The organism is Streptacidiphilus sp. PAMC 29251, from assembly GCF_054208735.2.
In genome coordinates, this window is the sequence record NZ_CM135725.2 from 8,690,840 (window position 1) to 8,716,308 (window position 25,469).

Annotated in this window: 23 protein-coding genes and 2 pseudogenes; 11 read left to right on the plus strand and 14 right to left on the minus strand. The window is 69.8% G+C overall.

The genetic code is table 11. The features are described 5' to 3' along the window. Positions 1-67: 67 nt before the first annotated feature. Positions 68-766: an ABC transporter ATP-binding protein gene (locus ACXKR8_RS41170; RefSeq protein WP_458269627.1), complete on the plus strand. Its 699-nt coding sequence runs from the start codon at positions 68-70 to the stop codon at positions 764-766. After that, positions 763-3,216: an ABC transporter permease gene (locus ACXKR8_RS41175; protein WP_458269628.1), complete on the plus strand. Its 2,454-nt coding sequence runs from the start codon at positions 763-765 to the stop codon at positions 3,214-3,216. The genes ACXKR8_RS41170 and ACXKR8_RS41175 overlap by 4 nt, the downstream gene beginning before the upstream one ends. 43 nt (positions 3,217-3,259) lie before the next feature. Here ACXKR8_RS41175 and ACXKR8_RS41180 read toward each other — a convergent pair. Together ACXKR8_RS41180 and ACXKR8_RS41185 are read right to left on the minus strand one after the other, a co-directional pair. Then, a pseudogene (locus tag ACXKR8_RS41180) lies at positions 3,260-4,788 on the minus strand (sensor histidine kinase). After that, positions 4,785-5,552, minus strand: coding sequence for a response regulator transcription factor (locus ACXKR8_RS41185; RefSeq protein WP_458269630.1), 768 nt, complete (start codon positions 5,550-5,552; stop codon positions 4,785-4,787). Before ACXKR8_RS41185 ends, ACXKR8_RS41180 begins: the two are co-directional and overlap by 4 nt. Positions 5,553-5,835: 283 nt before the next feature. Between ACXKR8_RS41185 and ACXKR8_RS41190 the strand changes: the two genes are divergently transcribed. The 4 genes from ACXKR8_RS41190 (at position 5,836) to ACXKR8_RS41205 (ending at position 10,235) form a co-directional block, all read left to right on the plus strand. Further along, on the plus strand, positions 5,836-6,690 hold the full coding sequence (locus ACXKR8_RS41190) for an FAD:protein FMN transferase (protein WP_458269631.1): 855 nt from the start codon (positions 5,836-5,838) through the stop codon (positions 6,688-6,690). After that, entirely contained in the window at positions 6,687-8,174 is a 1,488-nt protein-coding gene (locus tag ACXKR8_RS41195) for a ferredoxin reductase family protein (RefSeq protein WP_458269632.1), read from the plus strand. The genes ACXKR8_RS41190 and ACXKR8_RS41195 overlap by 4 nt, the downstream gene beginning before the upstream one ends. An 86-nt stretch (positions 8,175-8,260) precedes the next feature. Beyond that, positions 8,261-8,806: an FMN-binding protein gene (locus ACXKR8_RS41200; protein ID WP_458269633.1), complete on the plus strand. Its 546-nt coding sequence runs from the start codon at positions 8,261-8,263 to the stop codon at positions 8,804-8,806. A 265-nt stretch (positions 8,807-9,071) separates the two neighbouring features. Further along, positions 9,072-10,235, plus strand: a complete 1,164-nt coding sequence (locus ACXKR8_RS41205; protein WP_458269634.1) for a DNA gyrase subunit B — start codon at positions 9,072-9,074, stop codon at positions 10,233-10,235. A 44-nt stretch (positions 10,236-10,279) separates the two neighbouring features. On the opposite strand, the gene ACXKR8_RS41210 is transcribed toward ACXKR8_RS41205, so the two are convergent. The 6 genes from ACXKR8_RS41210 to ACXKR8_RS41235 all read right to left on the minus strand — a co-directional run bounded on the left by ACXKR8_RS41210 (position 10,280) and on the right by ACXKR8_RS41235 (position 15,049). Then, complete coding sequence (locus ACXKR8_RS41210; RefSeq protein WP_458269635.1) at positions 10,280-10,678, minus strand: MmcQ/YjbR family DNA-binding protein; 399 nt, start codon at positions 10,676-10,678, stop codon at positions 10,280-10,282. 131 nt (positions 10,679-10,809) lie between these two features. Then, on the minus strand, positions 10,810-11,019 hold the full coding sequence (locus ACXKR8_RS41215; protein WP_458269636.1) for a hypothetical protein: 210 nt from the start codon (positions 11,017-11,019) through the stop codon (positions 10,810-10,812). A gap of 75 nt (positions 11,020-11,094) precedes the next feature. Further along, positions 11,095-12,027, minus strand: coding sequence for an IS3 family transposase (locus ACXKR8_RS41220; RefSeq protein ID WP_458266876.1), 933 nt, complete (start codon positions 12,025-12,027; stop codon positions 11,095-11,097). After that, a complete protein-coding gene (locus tag ACXKR8_RS41225; RefSeq protein ID WP_458266877.1) occupies positions 12,003-12,293 on the minus strand; it encodes a transposase in 291 nt (96 codons plus the stop codon). The genes ACXKR8_RS41220 and ACXKR8_RS41225 overlap by 25 nt, the downstream gene beginning before the upstream one ends. Before the next feature lie 62 nt (positions 12,294-12,355). Further along, the gene (locus ACXKR8_RS41230; protein WP_458269637.1) at positions 12,356-13,900 is read right to left on the minus strand and encodes an alpha/beta hydrolase-fold protein; all 1,545 of its coding nucleotides are present in this window, start codon (positions 13,898-13,900) and stop codon (positions 12,356-12,358) included. Between the two features lie 159 nt (positions 13,901-14,059). Then, complete coding sequence (locus ACXKR8_RS41235) at positions 14,060-15,049, minus strand: Lrp/AsnC family transcriptional regulator (protein WP_458269638.1); 990 nt, start codon at positions 15,047-15,049, stop codon at positions 14,060-14,062. Positions 15,050-15,219: 170 nt separating this feature from the next. On the opposite strand from ACXKR8_RS41235, the gene ACXKR8_RS41240 reads away from it, so the two are divergent. Continuing rightward, positions 15,220-16,077 (plus strand): oxidoreductase, encoded by an 858-nt coding sequence (locus ACXKR8_RS41240; protein ID WP_458269639.1) that lies wholly within the window; start codon positions 15,220-15,222, stop codon positions 16,075-16,077. A 39-nt stretch (positions 16,078-16,116) separates the two neighbouring features. Here the strand turns inward: ACXKR8_RS41240 and ACXKR8_RS41245 are convergent, their stop codons facing one another. Both ACXKR8_RS41245 and ACXKR8_RS41250 read right to left on the minus strand, forming a co-directional pair. After that, positions 16,117-16,797: a hypothetical protein gene (locus ACXKR8_RS41245; protein WP_458269640.1), complete on the minus strand. Its 681-nt coding sequence runs from the start codon at positions 16,795-16,797 to the stop codon at positions 16,117-16,119. 122 nt (positions 16,798-16,919) lie between these two features. Next, positions 16,920-17,828: a DNA-3-methyladenine glycosylase family protein gene (locus ACXKR8_RS41250; protein WP_458269641.1), complete on the minus strand. Its 909-nt coding sequence runs from the start codon at positions 17,826-17,828 to the stop codon at positions 16,920-16,922. A 90-nt stretch (positions 17,829-17,918) separates the two neighbouring features. Between ACXKR8_RS41250 and ACXKR8_RS41255 the strand changes: the two genes are divergently transcribed. Beyond that, positions 17,919-18,881 (plus strand): helix-turn-helix transcriptional regulator, encoded by a 963-nt coding sequence (locus ACXKR8_RS41255; protein ID WP_458269642.1) that lies wholly within the window; start codon positions 17,919-17,921, stop codon positions 18,879-18,881. Between the two features lie 176 nt (positions 18,882-19,057). Here ACXKR8_RS41255 and ACXKR8_RS41260 read toward each other — a convergent pair whose 3' ends face one another. The 3 genes and pseudogenes from ACXKR8_RS41260 to ACXKR8_RS41270 all read right to left on the minus strand — a co-directional run bounded on the left by ACXKR8_RS41260 (position 19,058) and on the right by ACXKR8_RS41270 (position 20,341). Continuing rightward, on the minus strand, positions 19,058-19,462 hold the full coding sequence (locus tag ACXKR8_RS41260; protein WP_458275219.1) for a nuclear transport factor 2 family protein: 405 nt from the start codon (positions 19,460-19,462) through the stop codon (positions 19,058-19,060). Positions 19,463-19,552: 90 nt separating this feature from the next. After that, a pseudogene (locus ACXKR8_RS41265) lies at positions 19,553-19,704 on the minus strand (flap endonuclease); the annotation flags it as partial. 94 nt (positions 19,705-19,798) lie between these two features. After that, positions 19,799-20,341 carry an RBBP9/YdeN family alpha/beta hydrolase gene (locus ACXKR8_RS41270; protein WP_458269643.1) on the minus strand — a complete coding sequence of 181 codons (543 nt, stop codon included), beginning with the start codon at positions 20,339-20,341 and terminating at the stop codon, positions 19,799-19,801. Positions 20,342-20,675: 334 nt separating this feature from the next. Between ACXKR8_RS41270 and ACXKR8_RS41275 the strand changes: the two genes are divergently transcribed. Then, the gene (locus ACXKR8_RS41275) at positions 20,676-21,911 is read left to right on the plus strand and encodes an ISL3 family transposase (protein ID WP_458274984.1); all 1,236 of its coding nucleotides are present in this window, start codon (positions 20,676-20,678) and stop codon (positions 21,909-21,911) included. A gap of 713 nt (positions 21,912-22,624) precedes the next feature. On the opposite strand, the gene ACXKR8_RS41280 is transcribed toward ACXKR8_RS41275, so the two are convergent. Continuing rightward, a complete protein-coding gene (locus tag ACXKR8_RS41280) occupies positions 22,625-23,563 on the minus strand; it encodes an AraC family transcriptional regulator (RefSeq protein WP_458275220.1) in 939 nt (312 codons plus the stop codon). A 315-nt stretch (positions 23,564-23,878) separates the two neighbouring features. On the opposite strand from ACXKR8_RS41280, the gene ACXKR8_RS41285 reads away from it, so the two are divergent. Further along, positions 23,879-24,640 (plus strand): MBL fold metallo-hydrolase, encoded by a 762-nt coding sequence (locus ACXKR8_RS41285; protein ID WP_458269644.1) that lies wholly within the window; start codon positions 23,879-23,881, stop codon positions 24,638-24,640. Further along, positions 24,637-25,446 (plus strand): MIP/aquaporin family protein, encoded by an 810-nt coding sequence (locus ACXKR8_RS41290; RefSeq protein WP_458269645.1) that lies wholly within the window; start codon positions 24,637-24,639, stop codon positions 25,444-25,446. Before ACXKR8_RS41285 ends, ACXKR8_RS41290 begins: the two co-directional genes overlap by 4 nt. The last annotated feature ends 23 nt before the right edge of the window (positions 25,447-25,469 follow it).

Here is a 25,469-nt window from a genome sequence, read left to right on the forward strand (position 1 = left end):
CTCATAACTTCGTTGAGGCCGGGGGAACAGCCGCCGGCCGGGAAGCGACGAGGACAAGGACGGACCCATGGGGAATGTGATCGAACTGGAAGGCGTGGTCAAGCGGTACGACAGCGCCGGGGCCCCGGCACTGGGGCCGCTGACCCTGGCCGTCGCCGAGGGGGAGGCCGTGGCGATCACCGGCCCCTCCGGAAGCGGCAAGTCGACGCTGCTGAACCTGGTGGCGGGGCTGGACAAACCGAGCGAGGGCCGGGTGTCGGTCGGCGGTCTGCGGATCGACGGCCTCGGCGAGAAGGCGCTGGCGCGGTTCCGCCGGGAGCGGATCGGGATGGTGTTCCAGTTCTTCAACCTGCTGGACGATCTGACCGTCGTGGACAACATCCTGCTGCCGGCCCAACTCGCCGGGTCGGCCCGGGGCAAGGCGATGGAACGGGCGTCCGAGCTGATGGAGGTGCTGGGCATCGCCAAGCACGGCCGCGCCTACCCGGGACGGCTGTCCGGCGGGGAGCGGCAACGGGTCGCCGTCGCCCGGGCGCTGATCAACCGCCCGGCGCTGCTGCTGGCGGACGAGCCCACCGGGGCACTTGACACTGCGTCAGGGCACGAGGTGCGACAACTGCTGGTCGATCTGCACCGCAGTGGTCAGACCGTGGTCCTGGTCACCCACGATCTGGCGCTGGCCGAGGCCTGCGCCGAGCGCACGGTCCAACTGGTCGACGGGATCGTCGCGGTGGACCGCAGCAGCAGTGCGGAGGCCGTGCGATGAGCCCGCTCCGCAGCAACCGCGACCGTCGTGGTGGGCGTCGGATCCGGCTGGGCCGGGTCGGCCGGCGGCGGGTGCAGACCGTGGTGATGACGCTGTCCGTGCTGATGGCGGTGGCCTCCGCGGTCGTCGCCGGGGCGCTGATGGTGAGCGCCTCGGCGCCGTTCGACACCGCGTTCGCCAAGCAGCACGGCGCGCAGCTCACCGCGCAGATCGACGAGAGCCGCGCCGACGCCGGCCGGATCGCCGCCACCGCGCAGCTGCCGGGGGTCACCGCGAGCTCGGGCCCGTACCAGACGGCGCAGATCGACCCGCCCGGCCCCGGCGGGATGGACATGCAGCAATCGGAGACGATCGTCGGCCGGTCCGCTCCCACCGGTGGCGTGGACGACCTCCTGTTGAGGTCCGGGCGCTGGGCGACCAAGCCGGGGGAGATCGTGCTCTCGACGGACGCGGACTCGGTCGCCCCCGACACCGCGCTCGGCCACACCATCAGGGCCTCCACCGCCGTCGGCAGTCCCACCTTGACCATCGTCGGCCTGGCCTCGTCGGTCACCGACAGCGCCGACGGCTGGGTCGTCCCGGCGGAGATCGCCGCGCTACGCGCGCCGGGGGCGGCCGCCGGTGCGCAGATGCTCTACCGCTTCAGTTCCGCCGCCACCACGGCCGAGCTGAACGCCGACCGGGCCGCCGTCGCCGCGGCGCTGCCGGCGGGCGCGATCGTCGGCGCGCAGTCCTACCTCGACGTCAAGCTGGCGGCCGACGAGAACACCGCGCTGTTCGTCCCGGTGATGATGGCCTTCGGGGTGCTGGGCCTGCTGATGTCCGTGATCATCATCGCCAGTGTGGTGAGCGGGGCGGTCGGCGCGCAGATCCGCAGGATCGGCATCCTCAAGGCCATCGGACTGACCCCGGGTCAGGTCGTGCGGACCTATCTGGCCCAGGCGCTGGTGCCCTCCGGCATCGGGGCGGTCGGCGGAGTGCTCCTCGGCAATCTGCTGGCGATGCCGCTGATGAGCGACGCCGGGCAGATGTACGGCGGCGGGTCGCCGGGCGTGGCCTGGTGGATCGACCTGGCGGTCCCTGGCGCCGCTCTCGCCCTGGTCGCCCTGGCGGCGCTGGTGCCGGCCCTGCGGGCGGGCCGGCTGCGTACCACCGAGGCGCTCGCGGTCGGCCGTGCGCCCCGCAGCGGACGCGGCCAGTGGGCCCAGCGGCTCGCCGCCCGGCTGCCGCTGCCCAGGGCGGTGACGCTGGGGCTCGCCTCGCCCTTCGCCCGTCCGGTCCGCTCGGCGGCGCTGCTGGCCGCGGTGCTGTTCGGCACCACGGCGGCGACCTTCGCCATCGGACTCACCTCCTCCGCCAGTGCGGTGACCGCGGCGCGGGAACCCGCTCAGAAGATCCCGGTCACGGTGTTCCTGGGCTTCCCCGGCGGCCCGGCCGGCCCCGTGCCCAAGGGCGGCCCCGTGCCCAAGGGCGGCCCCGGGCCCGCACCGGCAGGCGGTGGCGGTGGCGGTGGCGTGGACACCAACCCGGATCCGGCGAAGACACTGGCCGCGATCCAGGCCCAGCCCGGCACGGCTGCCGTCATCGGGCAGACCGAGAGCACCGTCACCGTGGCCGGGGGCACCGGGGCGATCCAGGTGCGGCTCTACCAGGGGCCGTCCAGTCCCGAGTCCTTCGCACTGATCACCGGACGCTGGTTCAACGGCCCCGGCGAGGTGGTGGTGCCGACCCACTTCCTCGACACCACCGGACACAAGGTCGGTGACAGCATCACCCTGGTCGACCAGGGAGTGCAGGTGCCGGTGCGGATCGTCGGCGAGGACTTCGACCCCGGCAACGCCGGTCTGGTCATCAACACCGACCTGGCCACCCTCGCCGCCGCCCAGCCGAAGCTGCACCCCGACTTCTACGATGTGATCCTCAAGCCCGGCACCTCGGTGTCCGGCTACGTCAACGGGCTGAGGACGGCGCTGAAGTCGACCGACGCCCGGGTCGATGCCAACCAGGCCGGACACGTCAACCCCACCGTCCTCGCCTTCGACGCCCTGGCGGTGCTGCTCACCTTGATGCTGGTCTCCGTCGCCGGGCTCGGCGTGCTCAACTCGGTGGTCCTGGACACCCGGGAGCGGGTCCACGACCTGGGCGTGTGCAAGGCCATCGGCATGACGCCGGGTCAGACCGTCGCCCAGGTGCTGACCTCGGTCGCCGGGGCGGGGCTGGTCGGCGGGGCGGTCGGCGTGCCGGTCGGGCTGGCGCTGCACGACTTCATCCTCCCGCTGATGATGCGGGCAGCAGGCAGCGGAACCCCGTCCCAGATCCTGAACGTCTACGGGCTGCCGGAGCTGGTACTGCTCGCGGCGGGCGGCGTGGCGATCGCGATCTGCGGCGCCCTGCTCCCGGCCGGCTGGGCGGCCAAGGCCCGGACCGCCACCGCGCTGCGGACGGAGTGAGCCGGCGGCGGCCGGAGGGGGCTGGAAAGCACATTCGTGGCGCTCATCCGACGTCGTGGGGCAGGAACAGGGTGAAGACGGTGCTGCCGGGGGTGCTGGCCAGGGTCAGATTGCCGTGGTGGGCGGCGGCGATGGCCGCGGAGATGGACAGGCCCAGTCCGGCCCCGGTGCTGCCCGGTTCGCGTCCGGGGTGGCGGCGGTCGGCGCGGGTGAAGCGTTCGAACAGGGTGTGCTGGAACTCGTACGGGATGCCGGGGCCGTCGTCGGCGACGGTCAGGACGCAGGGGCTGTCCGGCCGCTGCTCCAGGCAGACGGCGACGTTGGTCCCGGGCGGGGTGTGCAGGCGGGCGTTGGCGAGGAGGTTGGCGATGGCCTGGGCGAGTCGATGGCTGTCTCCGGTGATCTCGATCGGGGATTCCGGCAGGTCCAGGGTCCACTCGTGGTCCGGCCCCGCCGCCCTGGCGTCCTCGGCGCAGTCGAGGACGAGCCGGCTGAGGTCGACCGTCCGCGTTCCAGCGGTCGCCCGGCGTCCAGGCGGGCGAGCAGCAGCAGGTCGTCGACGATGCCGCTCATCCGCGTCGATTCGGCCGCGATGCGCTGCAGCGAGCGCCGGGTCCGGTCGGAACCGGCGTCCTGGCGGCGCAGCGCGAGTTCGGCGTGGCCGCGGATGGAGGCCACCGGTGTGCGCAGTTCGTGGCTGGCGTCGGCGGCGAAACTGCGCAGCCGTTCCTCGCTGGTGTGACGCTTGGCCAGGGCATCCTGGACGTGGCCGAGCATCTGGCTCAGTGCGGCGGTGACCTGGCCGGTTTCGCTGCGGGGGTTGTCCGGGGCGGCCGGCGCCGGGAGGGTGACCTGGCCGGAGTCGAGCCGCAGGGTGGTGACGGCGGCGGCGGTGGCCACCACCTCCCGCAGCGGCCGCAGGGAGTGCCGTACCCACAGGGCGCCGGCGACACCGGTCAGCACCAGAGCGCCTCCGAAGACCGTGGAGGCCACCAGCGCCAGCTGGTCGACCGTGTCCTGGACCGGCGCCAGCGGCAGCCCGGTGATCAGGAGGTCGGAGCCCTTGCCGGTCGTGGCGTAGAGGCGGTAGTCGCCGAGCGCGGACAGGCGGACGCTGTGCGCGTGCCCGTCCGCCGCCAGCTTGGACAGGTCGGCCTGGTCGGTGCGGGTGAGGGTGACGACCTCCTGGCCGGCCAGGCGCACCACCGCCGCCGCGGCGACCTTGCCCGCGGACATCCGGGCCCCGAAGGTCCCCACGCTCTGGCCCCGGGTGTCGGCGTCCGGGTCGTGCCCGTCGGTGTGGCCCGGGTCGTACTGGCCGCCATTGGTGATCATTTCCAGGGTGCCCGGGAAGCGTCCCTGGGCGCTGGCCAGTTGCTGGTCCAGTTGGCCGGTGAGGTAGCCGCGCACCGCGAGGACGAGGGCCAGGCCGACGGTCGCACAGCTGATCGCGAGCAGCACGACCAGCCCCCAGGTCAGCTTGCCGCGAAGGGTGCTCGGGCGCAGCCGGGCGAAGCGGGGGAGGTGGATGCGGCGCCGGCCGGCCGAGCCCTCGGAATACGTGGCGGTCATGAGGCGGTGGCGGGCTTGAGGACGTAGCCGGCGCCGCGCACGGTGCAGATCATCGGCGGCCGGCCGGTGTCGATCTTTCTGCGCAGGTAGGAGATGTACAGCTCGACCACGTGCGCGCGGCCGCCGTAGTCATAGGACCAGACCCGCTCCAGGATCACGCTCTTGCTCAGCACCACGCGGGGGTTCTGCACCAGCAGTCTCAGCAGCTCGAACTCCGTGGGCGTCAGCTCGATGATCTCTCCGCCGCGGGTGACCTCGTGGGCGGCCTCGTCCATGGTCAGGTCGCCGACGACCAGCAGGGTCCGGTCGGTGTCCGGGCGGGCAACGCCGGAGCGGCGCAGCAGCCCGTGCAGCCGCGCGGTGACCTCCTGCAGACTGAAGGGCTTGGTGACGTAGTCGTCGGCGCCGGCCCGGATGCCCGCGACCCGGTCCTCGACCGCGTCGCGGGCGCTGAGGAACAGCACGCACACCAGCGGCAGCCGGGCGCGGATCTCGCGCAGCACGGTGAACCCGTCGGCGTCGGGAAGCATGATGTCGAGCACGACCGCGTCCGGCTGGAAGTCCTCAGCGGTGCGCAGGGCCGAGGCGCGGTTCGCGGCGGGGCGGACGTCGTAGCCCTCGTCCTGCAGCGCGCCGCACAGGACCTCGGTGATGTCGGGCTCGTCGTCGACCACGAGCACCCGCACCGGGGTGCCGTCGGGCCGGAGCAAGGGGGCGTCGCTGTCGGCGGGGCCTGCCCCGGCGCCTGGGGATGGTGTGTACATAGTGCGTCCACATCTACCGGGCGCAGATGTGATTCGGCTGTGACATTCGCTGCCGCGAGCCCTGCCGCGGACCGCTCGCGGACCGCCCCGGCCGCCTGGGCGTCCAGCGTCATCGCAGGTCAGAGCTTTTTTGATGGGTCGGTGATGGCAGCCCGCTCCGGTCGTCGGGGCGCGCGGGGGCGGCGGCGTTGAGAGCGTTCTGAGAGCTGCGGCGGGCACGGTGAGGGCAATCCGCCAGGTGAGGGCGGTGCCCCTGCTTCCTCCGACAAGGACCACCGTCACGATGACCATGTCGCCGCTCCACCCAGAGAACCGGTCCGCCCGCGGTTCCGGCCCGCGCGCGGTGCCGGTGCCGTCGTCGGCGCTGTCGCGGTACCTCCACACCGAGGAGGTGATGGGCACCGTGGTCTCCATCGATCTGCGCGGCTGCGCGGCCGAGACCGCCGAGCAGGGGATCACGCAGGTGGTGGCCTGGCTGCACCGGGTCGACGCCGTCTACAGCACCTACCGGCCGGACAGCGCGGTGTGCCGCATCGACCGGGGTGAACTCACCGTCCAGGAGGCGGGACGCGAAGTCGCCTCCGTCCTGGACCGGTGCGAGCGGCTGAACCGCGAGACCCGCGGTTACTTCGACGCGTGGGCGGCCGGGACCCTGGACCCCTCCGCGCTGGTCAAGGGCTGGGCCGTGCAGCGCGCCGCGGAGGAGCTGACCGCGCGCGGCCTGACCGACTTCTGCCTCTCGGCCGGCGGCGACATCGCCTGCCGCGGCGGACGCACCCCGGGCGAGCCCTGGCGCATCGGCATCCAGCACCCGCACGACCCCGGGGCGCTGGCGGCCGTGCTCCACGCCACCGACCTGGCCGTGGCCACCTCCGGCAGCTACGAACGCGGCGCCCACATCCTGGACCCGCACACCCGCCGACCCCCCGAGGGACCGGCCTCGGTCACCGTGTGCGGACCCGACCTGGGCACCGCGGACGCCTACGCCACCGCTGCCTTCGCCATGGGCCGCGACGCCCCCGCCTGGACCCAGACCCTCCCCGGCCGCGGCTACCAGGCCATGACCGTGCTGGACGAGGGCACCGTCTACACCACGACCGGCTTCCCCCTGGCCGACGAGAGCACGGAGCTGCCATGACCGCCCCCCGCACCCGTACCCGTCAGGCGGCACCCCGCGCAGCGCAGGGCCGGGCCCAGCGATCCGGCAACCTTCCACGGGGCGGTACCCGCGGGTCCGGTCCACAGCAGTCCGGCCTACAACGGTCCGGTCCGCGCCGGTCCGGTCCGCGACGGCTCCCGGCCCGTGGGCGCCCACTCGCCGTCGACCTGCTCGCCGTCGCCACCGGACTGGGCCTGGGGATCTCGCTCGCCCTCGGGATCACCGGGCAGAGCGCACACGACCTGACCCTGCCCGGCGGCCTGATGACCGCGATCGGCCGTGTCACCGGCATGCTCGCCGGATACGCGATGATCGTCACCGTGCTGCTGTCCGCCCGGATACCGCCCCTGGAACGCACCCTGGGCCAGGACCGGCTGACCGCCTGGCACCGCCGCCTCGCCCCCTGGGGCCTGTACCTGATCGTGGCCCACGCGGTCTTCATCACCCTCGGGTACGCCCGCGCCGCCAAAACCGGCCTGCTCGCCCAGATCTGGCAGCTGCTGTGGACCTACTCCGGAGTGCTCTCCGCCACAGTCGGCACCGCCCTGCTGGTGATGGCCGGCGTCACCTCCTACCGCCGCGCCCGCCGCAAGCTCGCCTATGAGACCTGGTGGGCCATCCACCTGTACACCTACCTGGGCCTGGGCCTGTCCTTCATCCACCAGGTCGACACCGGGACCCCCTTCATCGTGCACCCCCTCGCCCGGACCTGGTGGTACACCCTGTGGCTCGGCACTCTCGCCCTGGTCATCGCCTTCCGCATCGTCCTCCCGCTGTATCGCTCCTGGCGCCACGACCTCAGGATCGCGAAGATCACCCCGGCCGGCCCCCACACCTGGGCCATCACCATGACCGGGCGCGACCTGAAGTCCCTCCCGGCAGCGGGAGGCCAGTTCATGATGTGGCGCTTCCTGCGCCGCGGACTGTGGTGGCAGGCCCACCCGTACTCGCTGTCCGCCGCCCCCACCGCCGGCCAACTGCGGATCACCGTCAAAGAACTGGGCGACCACAGCACCGCGCTGTCGCGACTCGCCCCCGGCACCCGGGTCGCCTTCGAGGGCCCCTACGGCGTCTTCACCGCCGACACCCGCGCCACCACCACCAGGGACGTCCTGCTGATCGGCGCCGGGGTGGGCACCACCCCGGTCCGGGCCCTGCTCGACGAACTCCCGCCCGACGTCCACGCCGTGGTGCTCCTGCGCGGACGCACCCACGCCGACATCGCCCACCTCGACGAGTTCACCCGGATCCTGGCCCGACGCCCCGGCCGACTCCACCCGCTGACCGGCCCCCGGCAGGAGATCCGCATGGACGCCGCCGCTCTGCTGAGCCTGGTCCCCGACATCGCCCGCCGCGACCTCTATGTGTGCGGACCCGACGCCTTCACCCGCGGCGTCATCGAGGCCGCCGGCAAGGCCGGCGTCCCGCCCAAGCAGATCAACTACGAAGACTTCTCCTTCTGAGCACCGCCCACCACCGACCCCCGCACCCCTCACCACCGACCGCACCCCGCATAGCCCACCACACCCCTCACTCCACGGGAGAACCGATGCGCCGAGCCCCGCTCGTCCTGGCCGCCACCATCATCGGCACCACCAGCGTGCTGCTCTTCAAACCCAGCGAAGCATCCATCGCGGTGGCCGCCAGCAGCTCGGCCGCCAAGCCGGCCACCGTCACCACCAGCGGTGGCACCACCGTCGCCACCGGCTCCGCGATCACTACCCAGTTCGGCAACACCCAGGTCCAGGCCACCATCAAGAACGGCAAGATCACCGAGGTCAAGGCCCTGCAGATCCCCAGCAACGAATCCCGCTCCGAGGAGATCAGCAGCGCCGCCATCCCCACCCTGCGGCAGAGCGCCCTGACCAAGCAGAGCGCCGTCATCGACACCGTCAGCGGCGCCACCTTCACCAGCAAGAGCTATGCCGCCTCGCTGCAGTCGGCCCTCGACAAGGCCGGCTTCAAAACAGCCGACGGCGCCACCGCCCCCACCGCCGCTCCCACCGAAGAAGCCGGCAGCCGCGGCGATCACGGCGACCACGGTTTCGGCGACCACGGCGACCCGGCCGGTGACGGACCGCCACCGGCCAACTGACGCGCGCGACCTCCCCACGCGGGAATTCCGGGGCGCGCAAAACTGACGAAAATTGGTGACCCCGGGGCCGCCGGGAACAGTGCCGTACGCGGCCTTGCCGGGCCCGTCGCAGCGATCCGGCGGCAGTTCGAGACCCCGGGATCGACCGCCTCCTGACAGGCGCTCAGGCGCCCGTCCAGGCGACTGGCAAATATGGTCTGACCTGGTGTTTTCCACGATTTCGCTTAAACTGGGGAGCTCCGCTGGACACCTCGGAGGGGACATCATGAGTGACGGCGCCAACGCGTACGACGCCAGCCGGCTGCAGGTGCTTGAGGATTGGGAAGCAGTCCGGAAGAGGCCCGGGATGTACGTCGGCTCGACCGGTGAACGCGGCCTGCGTCAGCTGCTGTTCGAGGTCGTCCACCGGCCCGTCAACCAGGTCCTGGCCGGCCACGCCAACTGCGTCGACATCACCCTCACGTCCGATGGCGGCGTGCGCATCGCCGACGACGGGCCGGGCGTCGGCGTCGACGAGGCGGGGGGCATCGGCACGTCCGACCTCCAAGTCCAGCTGACCCGCCTGCAGTTCGGGATGGAGACCGGCGATCGCGATGACGTGAACCTCAGCCCCGTCCGCGTGGGCCCCTTCGTCGTCAATGCCCTGTCGAGCCGGCTGACGGCGGAAGTGCGGCGCGGGGGAGCCCGCTGGGTCCAGGAGTACGCGCGCGGCGTGGCCGTCACCCCGCTCACCGAGGCGGGGACCTCGACCGGAAGCGGGACCACCATCACCTTCTGGCCCGACGCCGAGATCTTCGAAACCGTGGAGTACTCGTTCGACGCGCTGGCCGAGCGTTTCCGGGAACTGGCTTCGCTGAACCGGGGCTTGGAGATCCAACTGACCGACCAGCGCCGTCCGGACGACGCTCGGTCGTCGCGGTTTCGCTACCGGGGCGGGGCCCGGGACTTGGTCGCCTTCCTTGACGAGCAGGAGGAGGCACCCATTCATCCGCACATCATCGGCTTCGAGCGGGAGGACACGCGGATGGCGGGGACGATGGAGGCGGCCCTGCGGTGGCGTGGCTCCCCGGGGGAGCGGATCCGGGGCTTCGCCAACAGTCTGCCCACCAGCGACGGCACCCACGAGCGCGGCTTCCGCGACGGTCTGGTGGCCGCCCTCACCGCGTACGCACGGGAGCGGCAGTTGTTGACAACAGCAGACCCCGACCTTGATGCCGACCGCATCGGCGAGGGCCTGACCGCGGTCGTGTCGGTGAAGCTCGACCAGATCGAGTTCGAGGGCTCCACGCGTGACGTGCTGGGAAACGCCGCAGCGCGCGCCTGCGTCGGGCAGGCCGTCCAAGAGCACCTCGCCGGGTGGCTGGACGGCCATCCGGAGCAGGCCGCGACCATCGTCAACCGGCTTGTCCAGAACGCCCGCTCCCGGTAAGCCTGTTCAAGCCCAGTCTCCGCGCCAGTGCCCGACCTGACAGCTCAGGACACGTTCGGATGCTGCTCCTGGTACGCCTTGGCCAACTGCTTCGGCGCCCGGTCCAGCCAGGCCTCGACCATCAGCTCGTGCAACTCGGCGGCCTTGATCCGGTCGAGCAGGACCAGGACCGCCGGGTAGCCGTCGAAATGCGGGATGGTGAAGTAGACGTCCGGGTCATCGGCCAGCAGAGCTTCCTTCACGCCCAGGTCCGCCACCCGCACGCCCAGGATCGGCCCCTTCGGTGCCGCCTCGCCGAGGGCTGCCAGATCCGTCTTGTGGAGCCCCCGCTCCCAGCTGAAGTTCCTGTTGCCGACCCGCCACTGGGCGGATCCGCGCGAGGTCACCTCGCTCGTGCCCGGCAGCCCCGCGGCAATCCGGCGTACGTCTTCCCAACTGGCCATCGCCACGACTCCTGATCGACGCGGTAGAGGTAACTGCCAGCTTCTCCGTCCCCCGGCGGGGCCGCAACCCCGGCTCCCGGGGCCGGTCGGCGGCTCAGCCGGCCCGCAGGGCGCGGGGTCCGCGGGGTCGGCTACTGGGGGAGCAGGCCGCCCCCGGTGCCGTTGGGCGCGGCGACCATGGATCGCCAGGCCACGGCGGCGGCCTTCTCCTTCAGGGGTGCGTTGGCGACAACGTGGTCGGCGATGAGATCGTGGAACTGCCGGTCGGTGTAAGGAATCCAACCGTGCGGCTGGTTGCGTCCGAAGTGGTACGTGACGTTCGACCCCGGCAGCTTGTCCACGCGGGCCTTGAACGCGTTGACTGCACTGTTCAGGAAGTAGGTGTCTGGAGGCCGACCGATTTCGAAGACAGTCTTTTATGCTGCTAGTGCTGCGCTTAGTGTGGACCCACTCTCGTATTCATAGGGAGATAGGTAGCCGAGCTCACGTTGAATCCTGTGTCGATTGTAGTAAGACTCGGTGTATTCAAATATTGCACTCCCGACCTGCTTTATTGTTGTCCACACGTGCAGGTGGATCAATTCCTTTTTCAGGGTTGCGTTGAACGACTCTGCTGCGGCGTTGTCGAAGCAGATCCCCGTCTTTCCTACCGAAGGCAGGATTCCGCTGTCAAGACATTGGTCGCGAAATTTACTACCGGTGTACTGACTGCCACGGTCTGTATGCATGACGACTTCACCCTGTGCCGGCTGGCGATTTCGGATCGCCATGTCTAGCGCCTGGATCACCATGTCTTCGCGCATGTGGTCAGCGACCGACCAGCCGATGAGCTTCCGCGAATACCCGTCGATGACTGTCGCCATATAGGCCCAGCCTTCTGCGGTGTGAATGTAAGTGATGTCACCGTACCATATCTGGTCTTTCTTTTCCGGGACGAAATTCCGCTCGACGAGGTCCACCAGGCCGCGCCTGTTCGCCGGATCCTGGACGGTGGTGGCCTTGTAGGGCCGTGGATGGATGCACGCCAGCCCAGCGGCCCTGGCCAGGCGTCGGACGCGCTTGGGTGACACGCGCTCGCCCTGGCGGGCCAGCTGCGCGTGTATCCGGTCGATCCCGTAGCGACCCCTGTTGACTTTGTCGATAGCGATGATGAGTCGGGTAAGTTCGACATCGCGTCGTGCGTGTGCGGACTCCTCACGGCGGATCCACGAGTAGAATCCGGTACGCGATACGTCCAGCATCTTGCACATGAAGTTGATGGGATATATGAAGCGGCGTGGCTTGCCGACCTGCTCGTCGTGGACTTGCAGGATGAAGGCGAACTTTATTGGTTCTGGCTCGCAAACCACGCCGCTGCTTTTTTTAGGAAGTCCCGCTCCATGCGGAGCTTCCGTACTTCGTCTTCGAGTTCCTTCATATGGACGCGCTCGTCGATGGTCAGCGGCTTGTCTTTGATGCTTCCGCTCCTCTTCGCGGCATTTACCCAGTTTCCTAGGGTTCCCTCGTTCAGACCGAGGTCCCGGGCAATCTCAGCCACGGGCCGGCCGGAGCTCACCACTAGCTCTACGGCCTCTGCCTTGTACTCCTGGGTGTACTTCTTCCGCTTTGAAACCATCGTGCACTTCCCACTTGACACTTGAGTGAACTACTTCCAGTGTCCACGAAAGTGGTCGGGGTTCAGTCGGCGTCGCCGACATAGAGGGTGAGCTGCCCGTCGATCTTGTGGCGGAGCGAATTCCAGTGGGTTTCGATGTAGCTGGCGAGGTCGTAGTGCTGCTTCCAGTGGGCGGCGACGCCGTGGTCGATCGTCCCGGTCGACTTGTCCCAGATGGGCGCGGGGTAGCCGTCCTTGCCGCGTGGGGAGAACGCGGCCTGCCAGGCGTCCCACTGCCCGATTCCGGATCGCCCGTGATCGCCGAGCGCACGTTCCCAGCTGTTCTCCTGGCCCATCGTCCACAGGGTCCGCCCGCTGATCTCCCGGGCCGAGGGGACGTCCACGTGGAGGTAGGCATGCGGGGTGACGTAGGCGGAACTGTCCTGGTAGAGGTCGACCGACTGGAGTGCGGTGAAGTCGAGCGGATCGGGGTAGCCCGCCCACGCCCCCCGGTACAGGTCGGGGTAGAAGAGCTGGGTCGCCACCGTGGTCCAGCCGCCGGTGGATCCGCCGGAGAGAACCCGGGCCCACGCCTGGCCGAAGGTACGGAACCGCCGGTCCAACTCCGGCAGGAGCTCCTTGTACAGAGCCGTTCCGTACGGGCCGATGTTCGCGGTGTCCACGCCGTAGGAGTCGTCGAAGAACGGGTTCTCGTGGCGGAAGGCCACGACGATGAACGCGGGGGCGGTACCCGAGAGCCAGTACCTGCTGAAGTCGTTCGCACCGCTCTCAAGGAATCCGCGGGGCGCATCCGGGTCGTAGTGGCCTTGGGTCACGTTCATGGGATAACGGACCGACCTGTTGGCCGGGTCGTCGTAGCCCAGGGGCAGCAGTACGTCGGCAGCCACGTACATGGAGCGGCCCCAGAACGCCGACAGTGCCGCACTGCGGATCTTGACGTGCTTCACATGCCTGGAGTCGGTCGGATTGCCCTGCTGCGCCGTGCCGCCCGCCGGTACCGGCTCGCTCGGCTTGATGGCGGTGTCGACGGTGAGGAGGAGTGTCTGAGGAGCGGTACCGGCCCTGACCGTGAATGCGGTGGTCGGTCCGTAGAGGTTCCCGGTGGAGTTGAACACGTCGTTGCCGTCGCCACCGGGCAGGTGCAGGTGGACGGCGGGACCGCTCGCCCGGGCGAAGCGGGTGTACACGTTGACGAAGGCCTGCGCGTGATAGGTGCCGGCCGGGAGGTCGGCGGCGTCAGCGAGCGGATATCCGGTTGACGAGGCGTCAAGTGCGAAGCAGGTAGTGGTTCCTGGCCGGAGGTCCTGCACGTCCAGTCCCCAGAACGGTGCACCGTCCGTGACGTCCGCGGTCTGTTCACGGGGCTCGCTGGTCGGGTCGCGGGTGAGGATGACGTAGACCCGGCCCGTGACGGCAGCCCTGCTCGCTGCGGGGGAGAGCGTCACATACGCGGTGATCTTGGGTCTGGCGCGGTCCGTCGCCGCGCTCGCGGTACTGGCGGCGCCCAACGCGCTCGCGGCGCCGGCGGGCATGGCCGGAGCGACCGCGAGAACGCCACCGGCTCCGGCGACGCCGGCCACGAATGTTCGACGGCTCAGTGGATTCACGCTGACTCCTGAGTGGCTACGCGCACGAGATGACACGTGTCACTGTAGGGAGAACGGCCACCCCGGTTCAATGGGTAGAGATGTCATCATTGGATGAACTGATCATTTCGGAACGGGGTCACGGCCTGCTTCGCCCTTGATCGGGTCGAGCACCTGCTGTTATGAGCGGGTGAGGCGGCCTTGGTGGATCCGGGTGCCTGCCTGCTTGAGGCGGTGCAGGACCGGGACGACGTCGACCAGGGCGACGGCGGGCAGGGAGCCGACTCTGTCGGTGACGTAGGTGTAGAGGTCGTCCATGGTGCGGCAGGTGACGGTGACCAGGAGGTTCGCGGAGCCGGTGACGGCGGCGGCGAACGTGGTCTCGGGGTGGCGGGACAGCGCTTCCCCGGTGGCTCTGAGTTGACCTGGGTTGACGGTGAGCCAGAGGTAGGCGGTGGCGTGGAAGCCGAAGCGGGCGTAGGCGAGGTCGACGGCCAGGCGCAGGGCCTGTCCGTCGAGCAGTTCCTCCAGGCGTGTGGAGACGCGGGTCTTGGACCAGCCGGTCGCGCGTGCCAGGTCGACCACGCCGGTGCGTCCGTCGCGTGCCAGTTCCGCCAGCAGCGGGGCGTCCGTCTCGCTGAGGACTTCGGTGCGCGAGCCGGGTTCGGGCTGCGGCGGTGAGTCGTCGCGGTGGTGCAGCACGGCGGTCTCGGCGGGGGTCAGGGGCTCGCCGAAGGCTCGCCACTTGGCGTCGGTGCCGCGGTGCATGTGGAGCACGGCGTAGGCGTGGAAGCCCAGGACCTTGGCGGTGCGGGGGAGGCGGTGCAGGACGGAGCCGTGGGGGTGGCTGGGGTCGCTGCGGGTCTGGCAGACGATCTCGGAGCCGCCGGAGGTGACGCTGACGTAGGCGGTGTCCTCGCGCGCGGCCAGGGCGTCGGCCAGGGCGTCGGCGGCGTCGGGCCGGCACTGGACCCGCACGAACCAGGTCTGATCACGCGAGCTGCGGTGACCGGGCAGGACGCGGACGCGGACCGCGCCGTCGGCGACCAGGGCGCGGTAGCGCCGTGCCGCGGTCTGTTCCGAGACGCCGGTGACTTGCGCGATGTCGCGGAACGACGCGCGCCCGTCCTGCATCAGGCACTGCACGATCCGCCGATCAATTTGATCCATGACAGAAGTATAGGAAGGTTCGAGACATCGAGATGGAAGTTTAGTTCGGTTCTGCTGCCTTCTCCCGTTGGATCTCCCGGTGGGCCAGCACAGTGGTGACACGAGGCCCGAGCACGCCTCCGCCGAGGCGACCGGATCGGCGTCTCCCACGTTTCTGCAAGGAGTTCGCGATGAGTGACGTACTGCCCGGCGGCACCCCGCGCCTGACCGTGACCCGCGTCGGCTACGGCGCGCTGCAACTGGCCGGCCCGATGGCCTACGGCCCGCCGCGCGACCGCGACGAGGCGCTGGCCGTGCTGCGTGCGGTGGTGGAGGCGGGGATCACGCACCTGGACACCAGCGACTACTACGGCCCGCACCTGGTGAACGGGCTCATCCGCGAGGCCCTGCACCCCTACCGCGAGGGCCTGCACATCGCCACCAAGGTCGGCGCGCGGCGCACCCCGGACCGGGGGTGGCCGGCCGCGTTGTCGCGCCCGGAACTGGTGCAGGCGGTGCACGACAACCTGGACCACCTGGGCCTGGAGGTGCTGGACCTGGTGAACCTGCGCATGACCGACACCCTCGAGGCCGAGGACATCGTCGAGCCGTTCACGGTTCTGGCCGAGCTGCGCGAGCAGGGTCTGATCCGCAGTCTGGGCGTCAGCAACGTCAGCAGGGAGCAGGTTCGCGCTGCTCAGCGGATCGCGCCGGTGGTCGCGGTGCAGAATCACTACAACATCGCGTACCGCCGGGATGACGCCCTGGTGGACTGGTGCGCCGGGCAGGGCATCGCGTTCGTCCCCTTCTGGCCGCTGGGCGGATTCCGGCCGCTTCGGGCCCAGGCCCTGGAACAGGTCGCGGACGACCTCGGTGCCACGCCGCGGCAGATCGCCCTGACCTGGCTGCTGCACCGCTCGCCCACGATGCTGCTGATCCCCGGCACCTCCACCCGTGCCCACCTCGCGCAGAACATCGCCGCGGCCACGATCGCTCTGCCGGACCAGGCCCTGCGCACCCTCGACGCCATCGCCGACGCGGCCAACTGAGCACCGCGGTCCCGTCCCGCCGAGGCCCGCCCCCGACTCCTAGCCGCGAATGATCGCGGGGAAGGACGCCGCCGCGTCGACGTAGTACTTCCGGACCAGCGGGCCGAATCCGGCCTGCGCGTTGCCGAGGATCATGGCCTTGATGACCTGGGCGCACTTCGCGTCAGTGAACGCCGACACCTTCGCGACGGTGCCGGCGCCGCCGAGGGCGAACGGGATCCACGCATTCCGGGACTCCGTCGTGGCGCTGACGTCCGGGTCGAAACCCAGGAAGAAGTGGCGTCCGCCGAGCTCCTGCCCGGTGGCCAGGAGCACGATCACGTGGAAACCGGTGCCGTCCTTGTTGTTGAACGTGCTCTTGGCTCCGCCCACGTGCCCTGTCGGACCCTTGACGGTCACCGCGCGGTCGCTGTGCAAGATGTCGCTGATCGCTGTCCACTTGGCCGCGATGTCCAACGCCGCCGACAGATCGGCGGGGTCGTACAGTCCCCCTGCGCCGGGGCTCAACCGGTCGCCCACGTCCTTGGCGCGCTCCCCGCAGAGCTTGTCCAGCGTTCCGTTGAAGAAGGTGGAATCGGTCGGCATCTGCAGCCAGACCTTGAGGCGGTCGAGAGCGCCGGCCGCCACCGTGTTGTCGATCGCCTGCGAGATCCGAGCCCGCAGTGTCGCGATCGCCGGGGTGGTCACGTCCCCGGCTTGAACGTACGCCTGCTCGATCATGAAAGCTCCCCCCTGCCAACTTCCTTGTCCCAACTATGGCGCAAGGAACCAGCGCCGGTGGTGCAACCAGGGAATGGAGCAACCCCGCACGCACGCCGCCAGCTCTCCGTGCCGACCGCGGCTCAGCCGGCGACCCGCAGATAGTGCGCCCAGTAGCCCTGCAGTTCGCCGTAGCCGGAGGCGAGCCGGCGGAACTCCGGCTCGTCGACCGGGTGCCCGTACGCCCGGGAGGCGGCGCGGGCCAACTCCCGGTCGTAGGCGATGTGCTCCATCCGTCCGAGCCCGCGGATCATCAGGAACGACGCTGACCAGGGGCCGATGCCGGGCAGTTCGAGGATGCGTTCGCGGACCGTGCCGTGGTCGCCGCCGCGAAGGAAGTTCTCGTCCAGGTCCAGCCACCGGAGGATCGAGCCGTGGAGGAAGCCGGCCTTGCGCCGGTTGCCTATCAGGGCGGTCAGCTCGTCTTCGTCCAGGGCCGCCAACTGCTCGGCCTCCGGGAAGGCCCACAGCACCCGGCCGTCCCGTTCCATCCGATTGCCCACGGCCTCCACCAGAGCCTGCTTCATGGTCCTGGCCACCGGCATCGGAACCCGCTGGCACAGGATCGCCCAGCACAGCAGCTCGAACGGCGAAGGGAACTTGACCTGGTGGTAGCCGTACAGCTGGTCCGTCACCCGCTGGAATGCCGGGTCGTGACGCGCGGTGGCGTACAGCGGCGACAGGTCGTCGTCCAGGCCGAGGTAGAAGCCCAGCCGGTCGGCGGCGGCACGGGCAGTCGGCCCGTCGATCGGGCCGTCCGCCGTCAGCTCGCAGTCCAGACCGGTGCCTCCGGGCGCGGCGGTGAGCCGGGCGGCCAGCGTGGTGGAGTGCTCGCGCAGGGCGAGCGTCAGCGCCGCCCCCGAGGAGCCCTGCTGCCCGGTCATCGCCGGGAAGGAGCCGATGAAGGCGAGCGAGGCGCCGAAGTCGAAGGGCTGCCGCGCCGGGAGGTGCAGGCTGACGGCGGACCGGTGCTGGGTGGTGGTGCTGCTCATGGGACTGTCCTCCGGAGGTCTCGGTGCTTGCCTGGTACCACCGTCCCGCTGAAACCTGACATGGTCCGTCAGGTTTTATGCTGGGTTCCCATGAAGGCCGACCGACTGCTCTCGATCATGCTGCTGCTGCAGACCCGGGGCCGGGTCACGGCCGTGGAACTGGCTGAGCGGCTGGAGGTCTCGGTCCGTACCGTCTACCGGGACGTCGAGGCGCTCTCCACGGCTGGTGTGCCGGTATGGACCGAGCGCGGACGCAACGGCGGAATCCGCCTGCTGGCCGGCTACCGCACCGACGTGACCGGGTTGACCCATGACGAGGCACGGGCGCTGTTCGTGCTCACCGCCGACGGGACGCATGACGCGCTCGGTCTCGGCGGTGCCATCGCTTCGGCCCTGCGCAAGGTCATGGCGGCGCTCCCGGCGCCGTACCGTGCCGACGCCGAACGCACCAGCGAACGCATCCTGGTCGACCCGGCTCGCTGGCGCGCCGCCGCGCCCGCGGCCGTCGAGCTGGCGGAGCTCCAGCAGGCCGTCTTCACCGACCGCCGGCTGGAGCTGGTGTACCAGCACAGCGGCAGCACCGAGCCGCGTGGCTACACCGTCGACCCGTACGGCCTGGTCAGCAAGGCCGGGGTCTGGTATCTGGTCGCCGACCGGGACGGCGAGCCGCAGCTGTTCCGGGCGGACCGGGTCCGCTCCGCGGCCACCTCGGCCGAACCGGTCCGCCATCGTCCGGGCCAGGGCTTGGCCGAGGTCTGGTCCGTGCTGCGCGAGCAGGTCGAGCGCAGTTCGGACGAGGTGCTGGTCCGCTGCCTGGTCCGGCGCACCCGGCTGGACATGTTCCTGCGGCTCCAGTCCGCCAACCTGCTCGGTGTACCCGTGCAGCCGACCCCCGGCGCCGACTGGACCTCGCTCGACCTGGGCTTCCCCGCCCTACCCGCAGTCCGCGCCCTGCTGGTCCACGGCGCCGACGTCGAGGTTCTCGACCCGCCCGAGGCCCGAGCCGAACTCGCCGCCGCAGCCGCTGAGGTGGCTGCCCTCTACCACGGCTGAACGCGGTCGACTGAACGCGGTCGACTGAACGCGGTCGACTGAACTCCGTCGACTGAACTCCGTCGGCAGGACGCGAGGTCGTGCTCTGCGTTGGCCTCGGCCGGGCCTTCGAACTCGGCACCCGCGTCGACAACAACCAGCGCTGGGCCCTGTCCGGAGGGGCAGGAGGCTCTGGGTCAGGCCCTGGCGATGGCCCGGCCCGGCATCGGCTCGGCGAGTGCCAGCCGCCATTCGGGTGCACCGAAGGCGTTCGCGAAGTACTGCGTCTCGTGCACGACCTGCCCGTGCGCGAATTCCATGGTGCTCACTGTGTGGGTGGGCACTCCGTCGTAGGTGATGACGCACTCGCTCACCCACAGATCTCCGCTGCCGGTGATCCGGTGGACCGTGAAGTGCCGACTGGCAGGGTGGCCGCCACGCTGGGCGGCGATCGTCTCGCGGCCCCGGAATCGTTCACCTGACTGGGGGTAGTCGAGGATCGCGTCCGCAGCGTAGATGGCGTGCTCGGCCTCGGTGTCCCCACGTTCCGATGCCTGCCAGTGCTCCTCAATTCCGGCCCTGGTCCGGATATCGGGATCCATCGCCTTGTCCCTTCTGCAGGTGGCAGGAACGATCGGGGGGGGGCCGACGCCCCGGCGTTCGGAGAGTTCTTCGAGGGCGATGGGGCCGAGGGGCTCGCGGGGGAGGGCGGGGTCGAAGGCGGCGAGGGCGCCGTACTGGGCGCCGTTCACACTGTACTTCTCGACTTCTCGATCAGCAGGGCATCGTCGGTGTGCTGGAGCGAGCCGACGCCCTTGAGGGGGTAGAGCACCTGCACAAACCGCACTGCTGTTCAGGAACTGGCGACCTGTCCATGAGCGGCGCTGCGCGAACTCATCGACCTGGTGCCGCAGTTGCCGAATGACTCAGGTGTGGCCTCAGCCGGCGGTCTCGGTGAGGAGATCTCGGAGGAGATCCTCACCCTGAGGCCATGGACCGAAGCCGGCTTCAGGGTTGACATGGCCGGCGTCGCCGAGGTCCACGAACCGTGCGCCCCACTGTTCGGCCAGCAGACGGGACGAGCCGATCTCTGCCCAGGGGTCGGTGCTGCTGGCCGCCAGGACCGCCGGGAACGGCAGGGGGCCCGCCGCGGGCGGGCCGAAGCCGGCGATCGGTGCGCCGTGGGCTGCCGAGTGGTCGATATCGGGCGGCGCCACCAACAGCGCCGCACGGACCTGGGCGTGGTGTCGGTGAGCCCAATGGGCGACGGTGTGGCAGCCGAGGCTGTGCGCGACCAGCACGACCGGTCCTGTGGCCCGCTGGACCGTGTCGTGCAATTCGGCGACCCACTCGTCCCGGTCCGGCCGTTCCCAGTCCCGCTGCTCGACCCGAACGGCGCCGAGCCGGTCACGGAGCCAGTAGGACTGCCAGTGAGCACGCCCGGAACCACCCAGGCCCGGTACGACGATCATGTTCTCCATGGCGGAGACGGTAACGCCCCGGCCGCACTGCCGTCGACCAATCAAGAGGTCCCGCCATACGGGGTCTTCAAACTTGATGGGCCGTCAGCGGCTTGAGCCAATTGACTGTCACGTTGGGTGACGATGCCGGGTGTGGTGTGCCCCGGATGCAAGGAGCCCGCAGGGATTGGTGATCATGGTTCTTGTCTAGAGAAACCGATCACGAACACCTGCGGGCTCGAACATCAACGATACCTGTGCCGATACGGACGCGACACTGCTGCTGGGCCTGGAGGGGCTGGGGGTGATCAAGGTGGAGGAGGTCGGGCCGGCTCTCGTCGTGCACGTGGCGACGGTGGACGAGGGTGCGCGGGCATGCCCGGAGTGCGGAGTGCTCTCCACGACGAGGAAGGGCCCACGTCTCACCCGCCCCCGCCAACTTCCTTACGGTGGACGACGTGTGGATCTGCACTGGCACAAGTCCCGTTGGTTCTGCGCGGAACCGCTGTGCCCGCGCGGCTCGTTCACCGAGCAGGTCCGCGAGGTGCCAGCGGGGGCCCGGCTGACCCGCGCGCTGCGGCGCGAGGCCGGACGCGTGGTGGCCGACGACGGCCGCACGGTCGTACAGGCCGGCCGTGACCTGGGCATCTCCTGGCCCACTGCCCAAGCTGCCTTCGAACAGTACGCCGAGCTCGTCCTGCCTGATCAGCCGCCCGTGACCGAGGCCGTCGGCATCGACGAGACCCGCAGGGGCAAGCCGGTCTGGCGGGAGAACCCCGAAACGGGCACATGGGAACTGGTCGCCGACGCCTGGCATATCGGCTTCGTCGACGCGGTCGGCGGCCAGGGCCTGCTCGGGCAGGTCGAGGGCCGCAACGCCGCCTCCGTCGCCGCCTGGCTCACCCTCCAGCCCGAGACCTGGAAACAGCGGGTCAGGTACGTGGCCATCGACCTGTGCGCCACCTTCCGCGCCGCCGTGCGCACCGCCCTGCCCCACGCCCGAATCGTCGTGGACTGCTTCCACGTCGTCCAGCTCGCCCAGCGCCACCTGGCCGACCTGCGCCGCCGCCTCACCTGGAGGCACCACGGCCGCCGCGCCCGCAAGGGCGACCCCGTCTGGAGCGTCCGCAAGCTCCTGCGCCGCAACAAGGAAGACCTCACCACCACAGAACTGGCCACGCTTGCCGACGAGTTGACCGATATGGGTACCTACGGCAAGCAGATCCTCGACGGCTGGCGTGCCAAGGAGCTCCTGCGCGACCTGCTGCGGCTCACCGCCAAGCACGCCCACGTCCTTCCCGACCGCTCCGCGGTCTCCGCCGCCCGCTACCGCTTCCAGGCCTTCTGTGCCGACCGCCCCTACCTGGTCGAACTGGTCACCCTCGCCGAAACCGTCGACCAGTGGTGGCACGGCATCGAGAACTACATCAAAACCGGCATAACGAACGCCGCATCCGAAGGCAACAACCGCGTGATCAAGCTCGAAGCCCGCAAGGCCTACGGCTTCCGAAACCGCCGGAGCCAACGCCTGCGATCACACTGCGCAACCACCCGAAGGGCACGCGGAAAGCTGACGACCCATCAACTTTGATGACCCGCCATACGTCGGCAATGCAGGAACGAATGCGCTGGGACACGGTGCGAGCGTTTGACGCAATGGGGCGAGCGGAACGCGCATTGATTCACTCGTCGAGCGCTCTCATGATTCAGGAATGACTCTTGAGGGCGTTCCGCTTCCATTTGAACTCTCCAGCGGAATCACCCAGGGCTTCCTCTCCCCGTTGCTGCGCGAATTGACGGAGGCATCGCCGGATCCTGCGCTGGAACCTCGCTGTCGTTCTGCTCGGGTCAGTGCTGGTCGGGATGAGCCGTTCGTTCGGCCTGCTGCTGGTGGTGGGCGGTATGGCGGTGGGCCTGGTGGGCAGCGGGCTGATCGCCCGTTCCGTGGACAGTCCCACGGTTGCGCTGTGGGTGCCCGCTGCCGCCGTGGGGCTGGCGTTGGTGATCACCTGGCCGCTCCTGCCGGAGTCTCCCGGGCAACCGGGCGGACGGGTGGACTGGCCCACTCCACCCGCACGCTCGCCGTGGAGTCCGTTCCGCGGGACCGGGCGTCGGTCGGATCGGGGATCGATGAACTGCTGATCAATGTCGGCGGATCGGGCGATACTCGACGGTGGTTTGGCCCTGACCTGGACAGCCGTCGACGTGGCCACCGATCCTCGCCATCGGGCAAGTCTGCTACGGCGACTGGCGGAACGGTGAACACAGCACCACTGAACACAGCCCCACTGAACACAGCATGACTCACCCGGCGGTGGGACCTCGATCGTGTCCTGCCTGCGTGCGCAGCTGCTCCGTTCGCTGCCAGGTCCCGGGCGGTTCGCCGTGGTGGCGGCGGAAGGCGGTCGCGAACGCGTACGGCGAGCTGTAGCCGACGCTGCGGGCGATGCCGGTGATGCCGAGATCGCCGGTGCGCAACTGGTCCCGGGCCAGCGCCATCCGCCAGTCGGTCAGGTAGTGCATCGGGGTCTGACCGAGGACGTCCCGGAAGATGCGAGCGAAAGCGGCCCGGGACAGACCGCTGATGGCGGCGAGTTCGGACACCGACCAGGGATGGCCGGCGTTCTCGTGAATGGCCTGGAGCGCCGCGCCCAGTCTGGGATCCGCGGATGCCCGGCACCAGCGGGGGGCGGTCGGGCTGTTACGGAAATCGTTGCGGATGGCGAGCATCAGGAGGACATCGAGGAGTCGGTCCAGCATCGTGGTCTGACCGGGTTGGGGAGTGGCCAACTCATGGGACAGCAGCGTGATCACGTCCCGCAGTGGATCGCCGACCGCGGCGGAAAGGGTGAGCACCTGCGGCAGCGCCTCAAGGAGGCCACTGCCTATGTCGCCCGAGAACCGGTAGGCACCGCAGAGGAAGACCGTCGCCCGCGGGTCCTGGGATTTCCCGTCCTTCCTGTGCCGAGCCCGGAACTCCTCCGGTTCGAGGCAATCGGCGCCCGCCTCATGCCCGATGCAGTGGTCAGGGCCGCCGCGCACGAGCGTCACCTCACCTGGCACGAGTTCCACCGCGCTGGCGGGACGGTCCAGCCACAACCATCCCCTGCCACGGACGACCGCGTGCACGGACAGTTGAATCGACCCGCTCAGCCGCAGGCCCCACGGAGGTTCGGCCACCGTCCGGGCGAAGGAGGCGCTGGAAGCCCGTGCCCTCGCGAGGTGGTCGTGGAGTACATCCATGCGACCAGTATCGGCCACGCGAATACGCCGGGCCACAGCGCGAGCGTTTGACGCAGGAGGATGAGCGGAACGCGCATTGATTCACTCGTCGAGCGCTCTCATGATGAAATCCCGACCGGATGAACGATGTGCGGTATTGGGTCCGTCCTCCCGCGCTCCGGACACGGGCTGTCAAAGCTGACGAAAAGATCCGTTTATGAGATTGAATATGCAGGGCAGGCGATATCCGCTGGTCCGTTTTGAGAGTTCGGAAAGGGTGGTCTCATAATGTCGTCCGGTCTGTCCTACAGAGTCCATACCGCCGGTGAGCCCGGCATGAGCAAGACATCCGTTCTGGTGACGGGCGAGCACGAGGCTCTCCTGATCGACGGTCAGTTCACGCTCTCCGAGCAGCACCGGGTGCTGGCGGATGTCATCGACTCGGGCAAGCAGTTGACGACGGTGTTCGTCAGCGCCGCCGACCCGGACTACTACTTCGGTCTGCAGGTCGTCCGGCAGGCGTTCCCGAACGTCAAGGTGGTCTGCACGCCCGCGACCCTGTCCAAGATCGAGGCGACCTGGCAGCAGAAGCTCCAGACCTGGGCCCATCTGGGCGCCAACCTGGCGACCGACGTGGTCATTCCCACCCTGGTGGGATCGGACCGCTTCGAACTGGAGGGCCACCCCTTCGAGATCCGCGGCGGGCATCCGGACCTGCAGTGGCGCACGGAGTACGTGTGGCAGCCCGAGGACCGGGCCGTACTCGGCGGGGCACTGCTGTGGGCCCAGTTGCACGCGTGGACCGCGGACTCGCCCACGGCCGCCGAGCGGGCGGCATGGGACGAAGTCCTGGCCCAGGTCCAAGGACTGGATCCACAACTGGTGGTAGCCGGGCACGCCGCCGCAGATGCCACCATGGATGCCTCAGTGGTGGACGCCAACCGTGCCTATCTGGCGGCGTTCGACAAGGAACTGGCCGGAGCGGCCGACTCCGCGTCGCTGCGCGCCGCGATGCTGCGCCATTACCCGGACCTGGGGCTCGGCGTGGCCCTGGAACGGGGCAGCAAGGTCGCCACCGGTGAAACGACCTGGGGTTGAGCGAGACGTTGACCGCCGTGGAGCCATGCCGGGCCCCGGAGCCGGGGCCGGAGCCGGGGCCCGGCACGGCGCCGTGGTCGTATGCCGGGATCGAATGCGCGCTGACGGCGGCCCTGATGTTCGTCGTGGTGACGGCGGTCCGCTGGCTGCTGGACCCGGCCTCCCCGGTCTTCATCGCCGACCTGCACACGGCACTGGCCGTGATCGGCGTCCTGGTCGCGCTCTTCCTGCTGGGACTGATCCTCAGCCCGCCGGGACGCAGGTCCGGTGCCCACCTCAACCCGGCCGTCAGCCTCGCCCTGTGGCTGATGCGCGCCTTCCCCGGCCGCGCCGTCGTCCCGTACCTCGCGGCCCAGCTGGTCGGTGCGCTGGCCGGTACGGCCCTGGGCCGCCTCGTGTGGGGTCCGGTGCTCGATGAAGCGGCCCTGAGCGGGGGACTGGCCCTCCCCTCCCCTCACCTTCCTGCCGCTGGGGTCTTCGCCATCGAAGTACTGAGTTTCACCGCGGTGACCCTGCTCGTCGGGTTCTTCCTGGTCCACCCCGAGTACGTCCGGCCCATGCCCTACGCCGTCGCCTTGGCGGTCGGCCTGATCATCGCGCTGCTGGGCCCGGTCAGCGGCGGCGCCGCCAACCCCGCACGTCAGCTGGGACCGGCCCTGGTCTCGGGGAACACCGTGGACCTGTGGGCCTACCTCACCGCACCACTGCTCGGTGCCGCCCTCGGCGCCCTCGCCCACCACTACCTGGTCCCCAAGTGCGCACCCCCGACGACCTACTGCCTCAGCGGCCGCCCCGCCCCGCACTGACCATCCATCACCCCGGAGAGAGA

Excerpts from the sequence above, each read along its gene's own strand:
- ACXKR8_RS41200 (WP_458269633.1), top strand. The coding sequence starts at position 8,261 with ATGCGCCGAGCCCCGCTCGTCCTGGCCGCCACCATCATCGGCACCACC.
- ACXKR8_RS41225 (WP_458266877.1), bottom strand. The coding sequence starts at position 12,293 with ATGGTTTCAAAGCGGAAGAAGTACACCCAGGAGTACAAGGCAGAGGCC.
- ACXKR8_RS41185 (WP_458269630.1), bottom strand. The coding sequence starts at position 5,552 with ATGTACACACCATCCCCAGGCGCCGGGGCAGGCCCCGCCGACAGCGAC.
- ACXKR8_RS41285 (WP_458269644.1), top strand. The coding sequence starts at position 23,879 with ATGAGCAAGACATCCGTTCTGGTGACGGGCGAGCACGAGGCTCTCCTG.
- ACXKR8_RS41270 (WP_458269643.1), bottom strand. The coding sequence starts at position 20,341 with ATGGAGAACATGATCGTCGTACCGGGCCTGGGTGGTTCCGGGCGTGCT.
- ACXKR8_RS41170 (WP_458269627.1), top strand. The coding sequence starts at position 68 with ATGGGGAATGTGATCGAACTGGAAGGCGTGGTCAAGCGGTACGACAGC.
- ACXKR8_RS41190 (WP_458269631.1), top strand. The coding sequence starts at position 5,836 with ATGACCATGTCGCCGCTCCACCCAGAGAACCGGTCCGCCCGCGGTTCC.
- ACXKR8_RS41255 (WP_458269642.1), top strand. The coding sequence starts at position 17,919 with ATGAAGGCCGACCGACTGCTCTCGATCATGCTGCTGCTGCAGACCCGG.
- ACXKR8_RS41235 (WP_458269638.1), bottom strand. The coding sequence starts at position 15,049 with ATGGATCAAATTGATCGGCGGATCGTGCAGTGCCTGATGCAGGACGGG.
- ACXKR8_RS41280 (WP_458275220.1), bottom strand. The coding sequence starts at position 23,563 with ATGGATGTACTCCACGACCACCTCGCGAGGGCACGGGCTTCCAGCGCC.
- ACXKR8_RS41240 (WP_458269639.1), top strand. The coding sequence starts at position 15,220 with ATGAGTGACGTACTGCCCGGCGGCACCCCGCGCCTGACCGTGACCCGC.
- ACXKR8_RS41205 (WP_458269634.1), top strand. The coding sequence starts at position 9,072 with ATGAGTGACGGCGCCAACGCGTACGACGCCAGCCGGCTGCAGGTGCTT.
- ACXKR8_RS41195 (WP_458269632.1), top strand. The coding sequence starts at position 6,687 with ATGACCGCCCCCCGCACCCGTACCCGTCAGGCGGCACCCCGCGCAGCG.
- ACXKR8_RS41260 (WP_458275219.1), bottom strand. The coding sequence starts at position 19,462 with ATGGATCCCGATATCCGGACCAGGGCCGGAATTGAGGAGCACTGGCAG.
- ACXKR8_RS41210 (WP_458269635.1), bottom strand. The coding sequence starts at position 10,678 with ATGGCCAGTTGGGAAGACGTACGCCGGATTGCCGCGGGGCTGCCGGGC.
- ACXKR8_RS41175 (WP_458269628.1), top strand. The coding sequence starts at position 763 with ATGAGCCCGCTCCGCAGCAACCGCGACCGTCGTGGTGGGCGTCGGATC.
- ACXKR8_RS41250 (WP_458269641.1), bottom strand. The coding sequence starts at position 17,828 with ATGAGCAGCACCACCACCCAGCACCGGTCCGCCGTCAGCCTGCACCTC.
- ACXKR8_RS41245 (WP_458269640.1), bottom strand. The coding sequence starts at position 16,797 with ATGATCGAGCAGGCGTACGTTCAAGCCGGGGACGTGACCACCCCGGCG.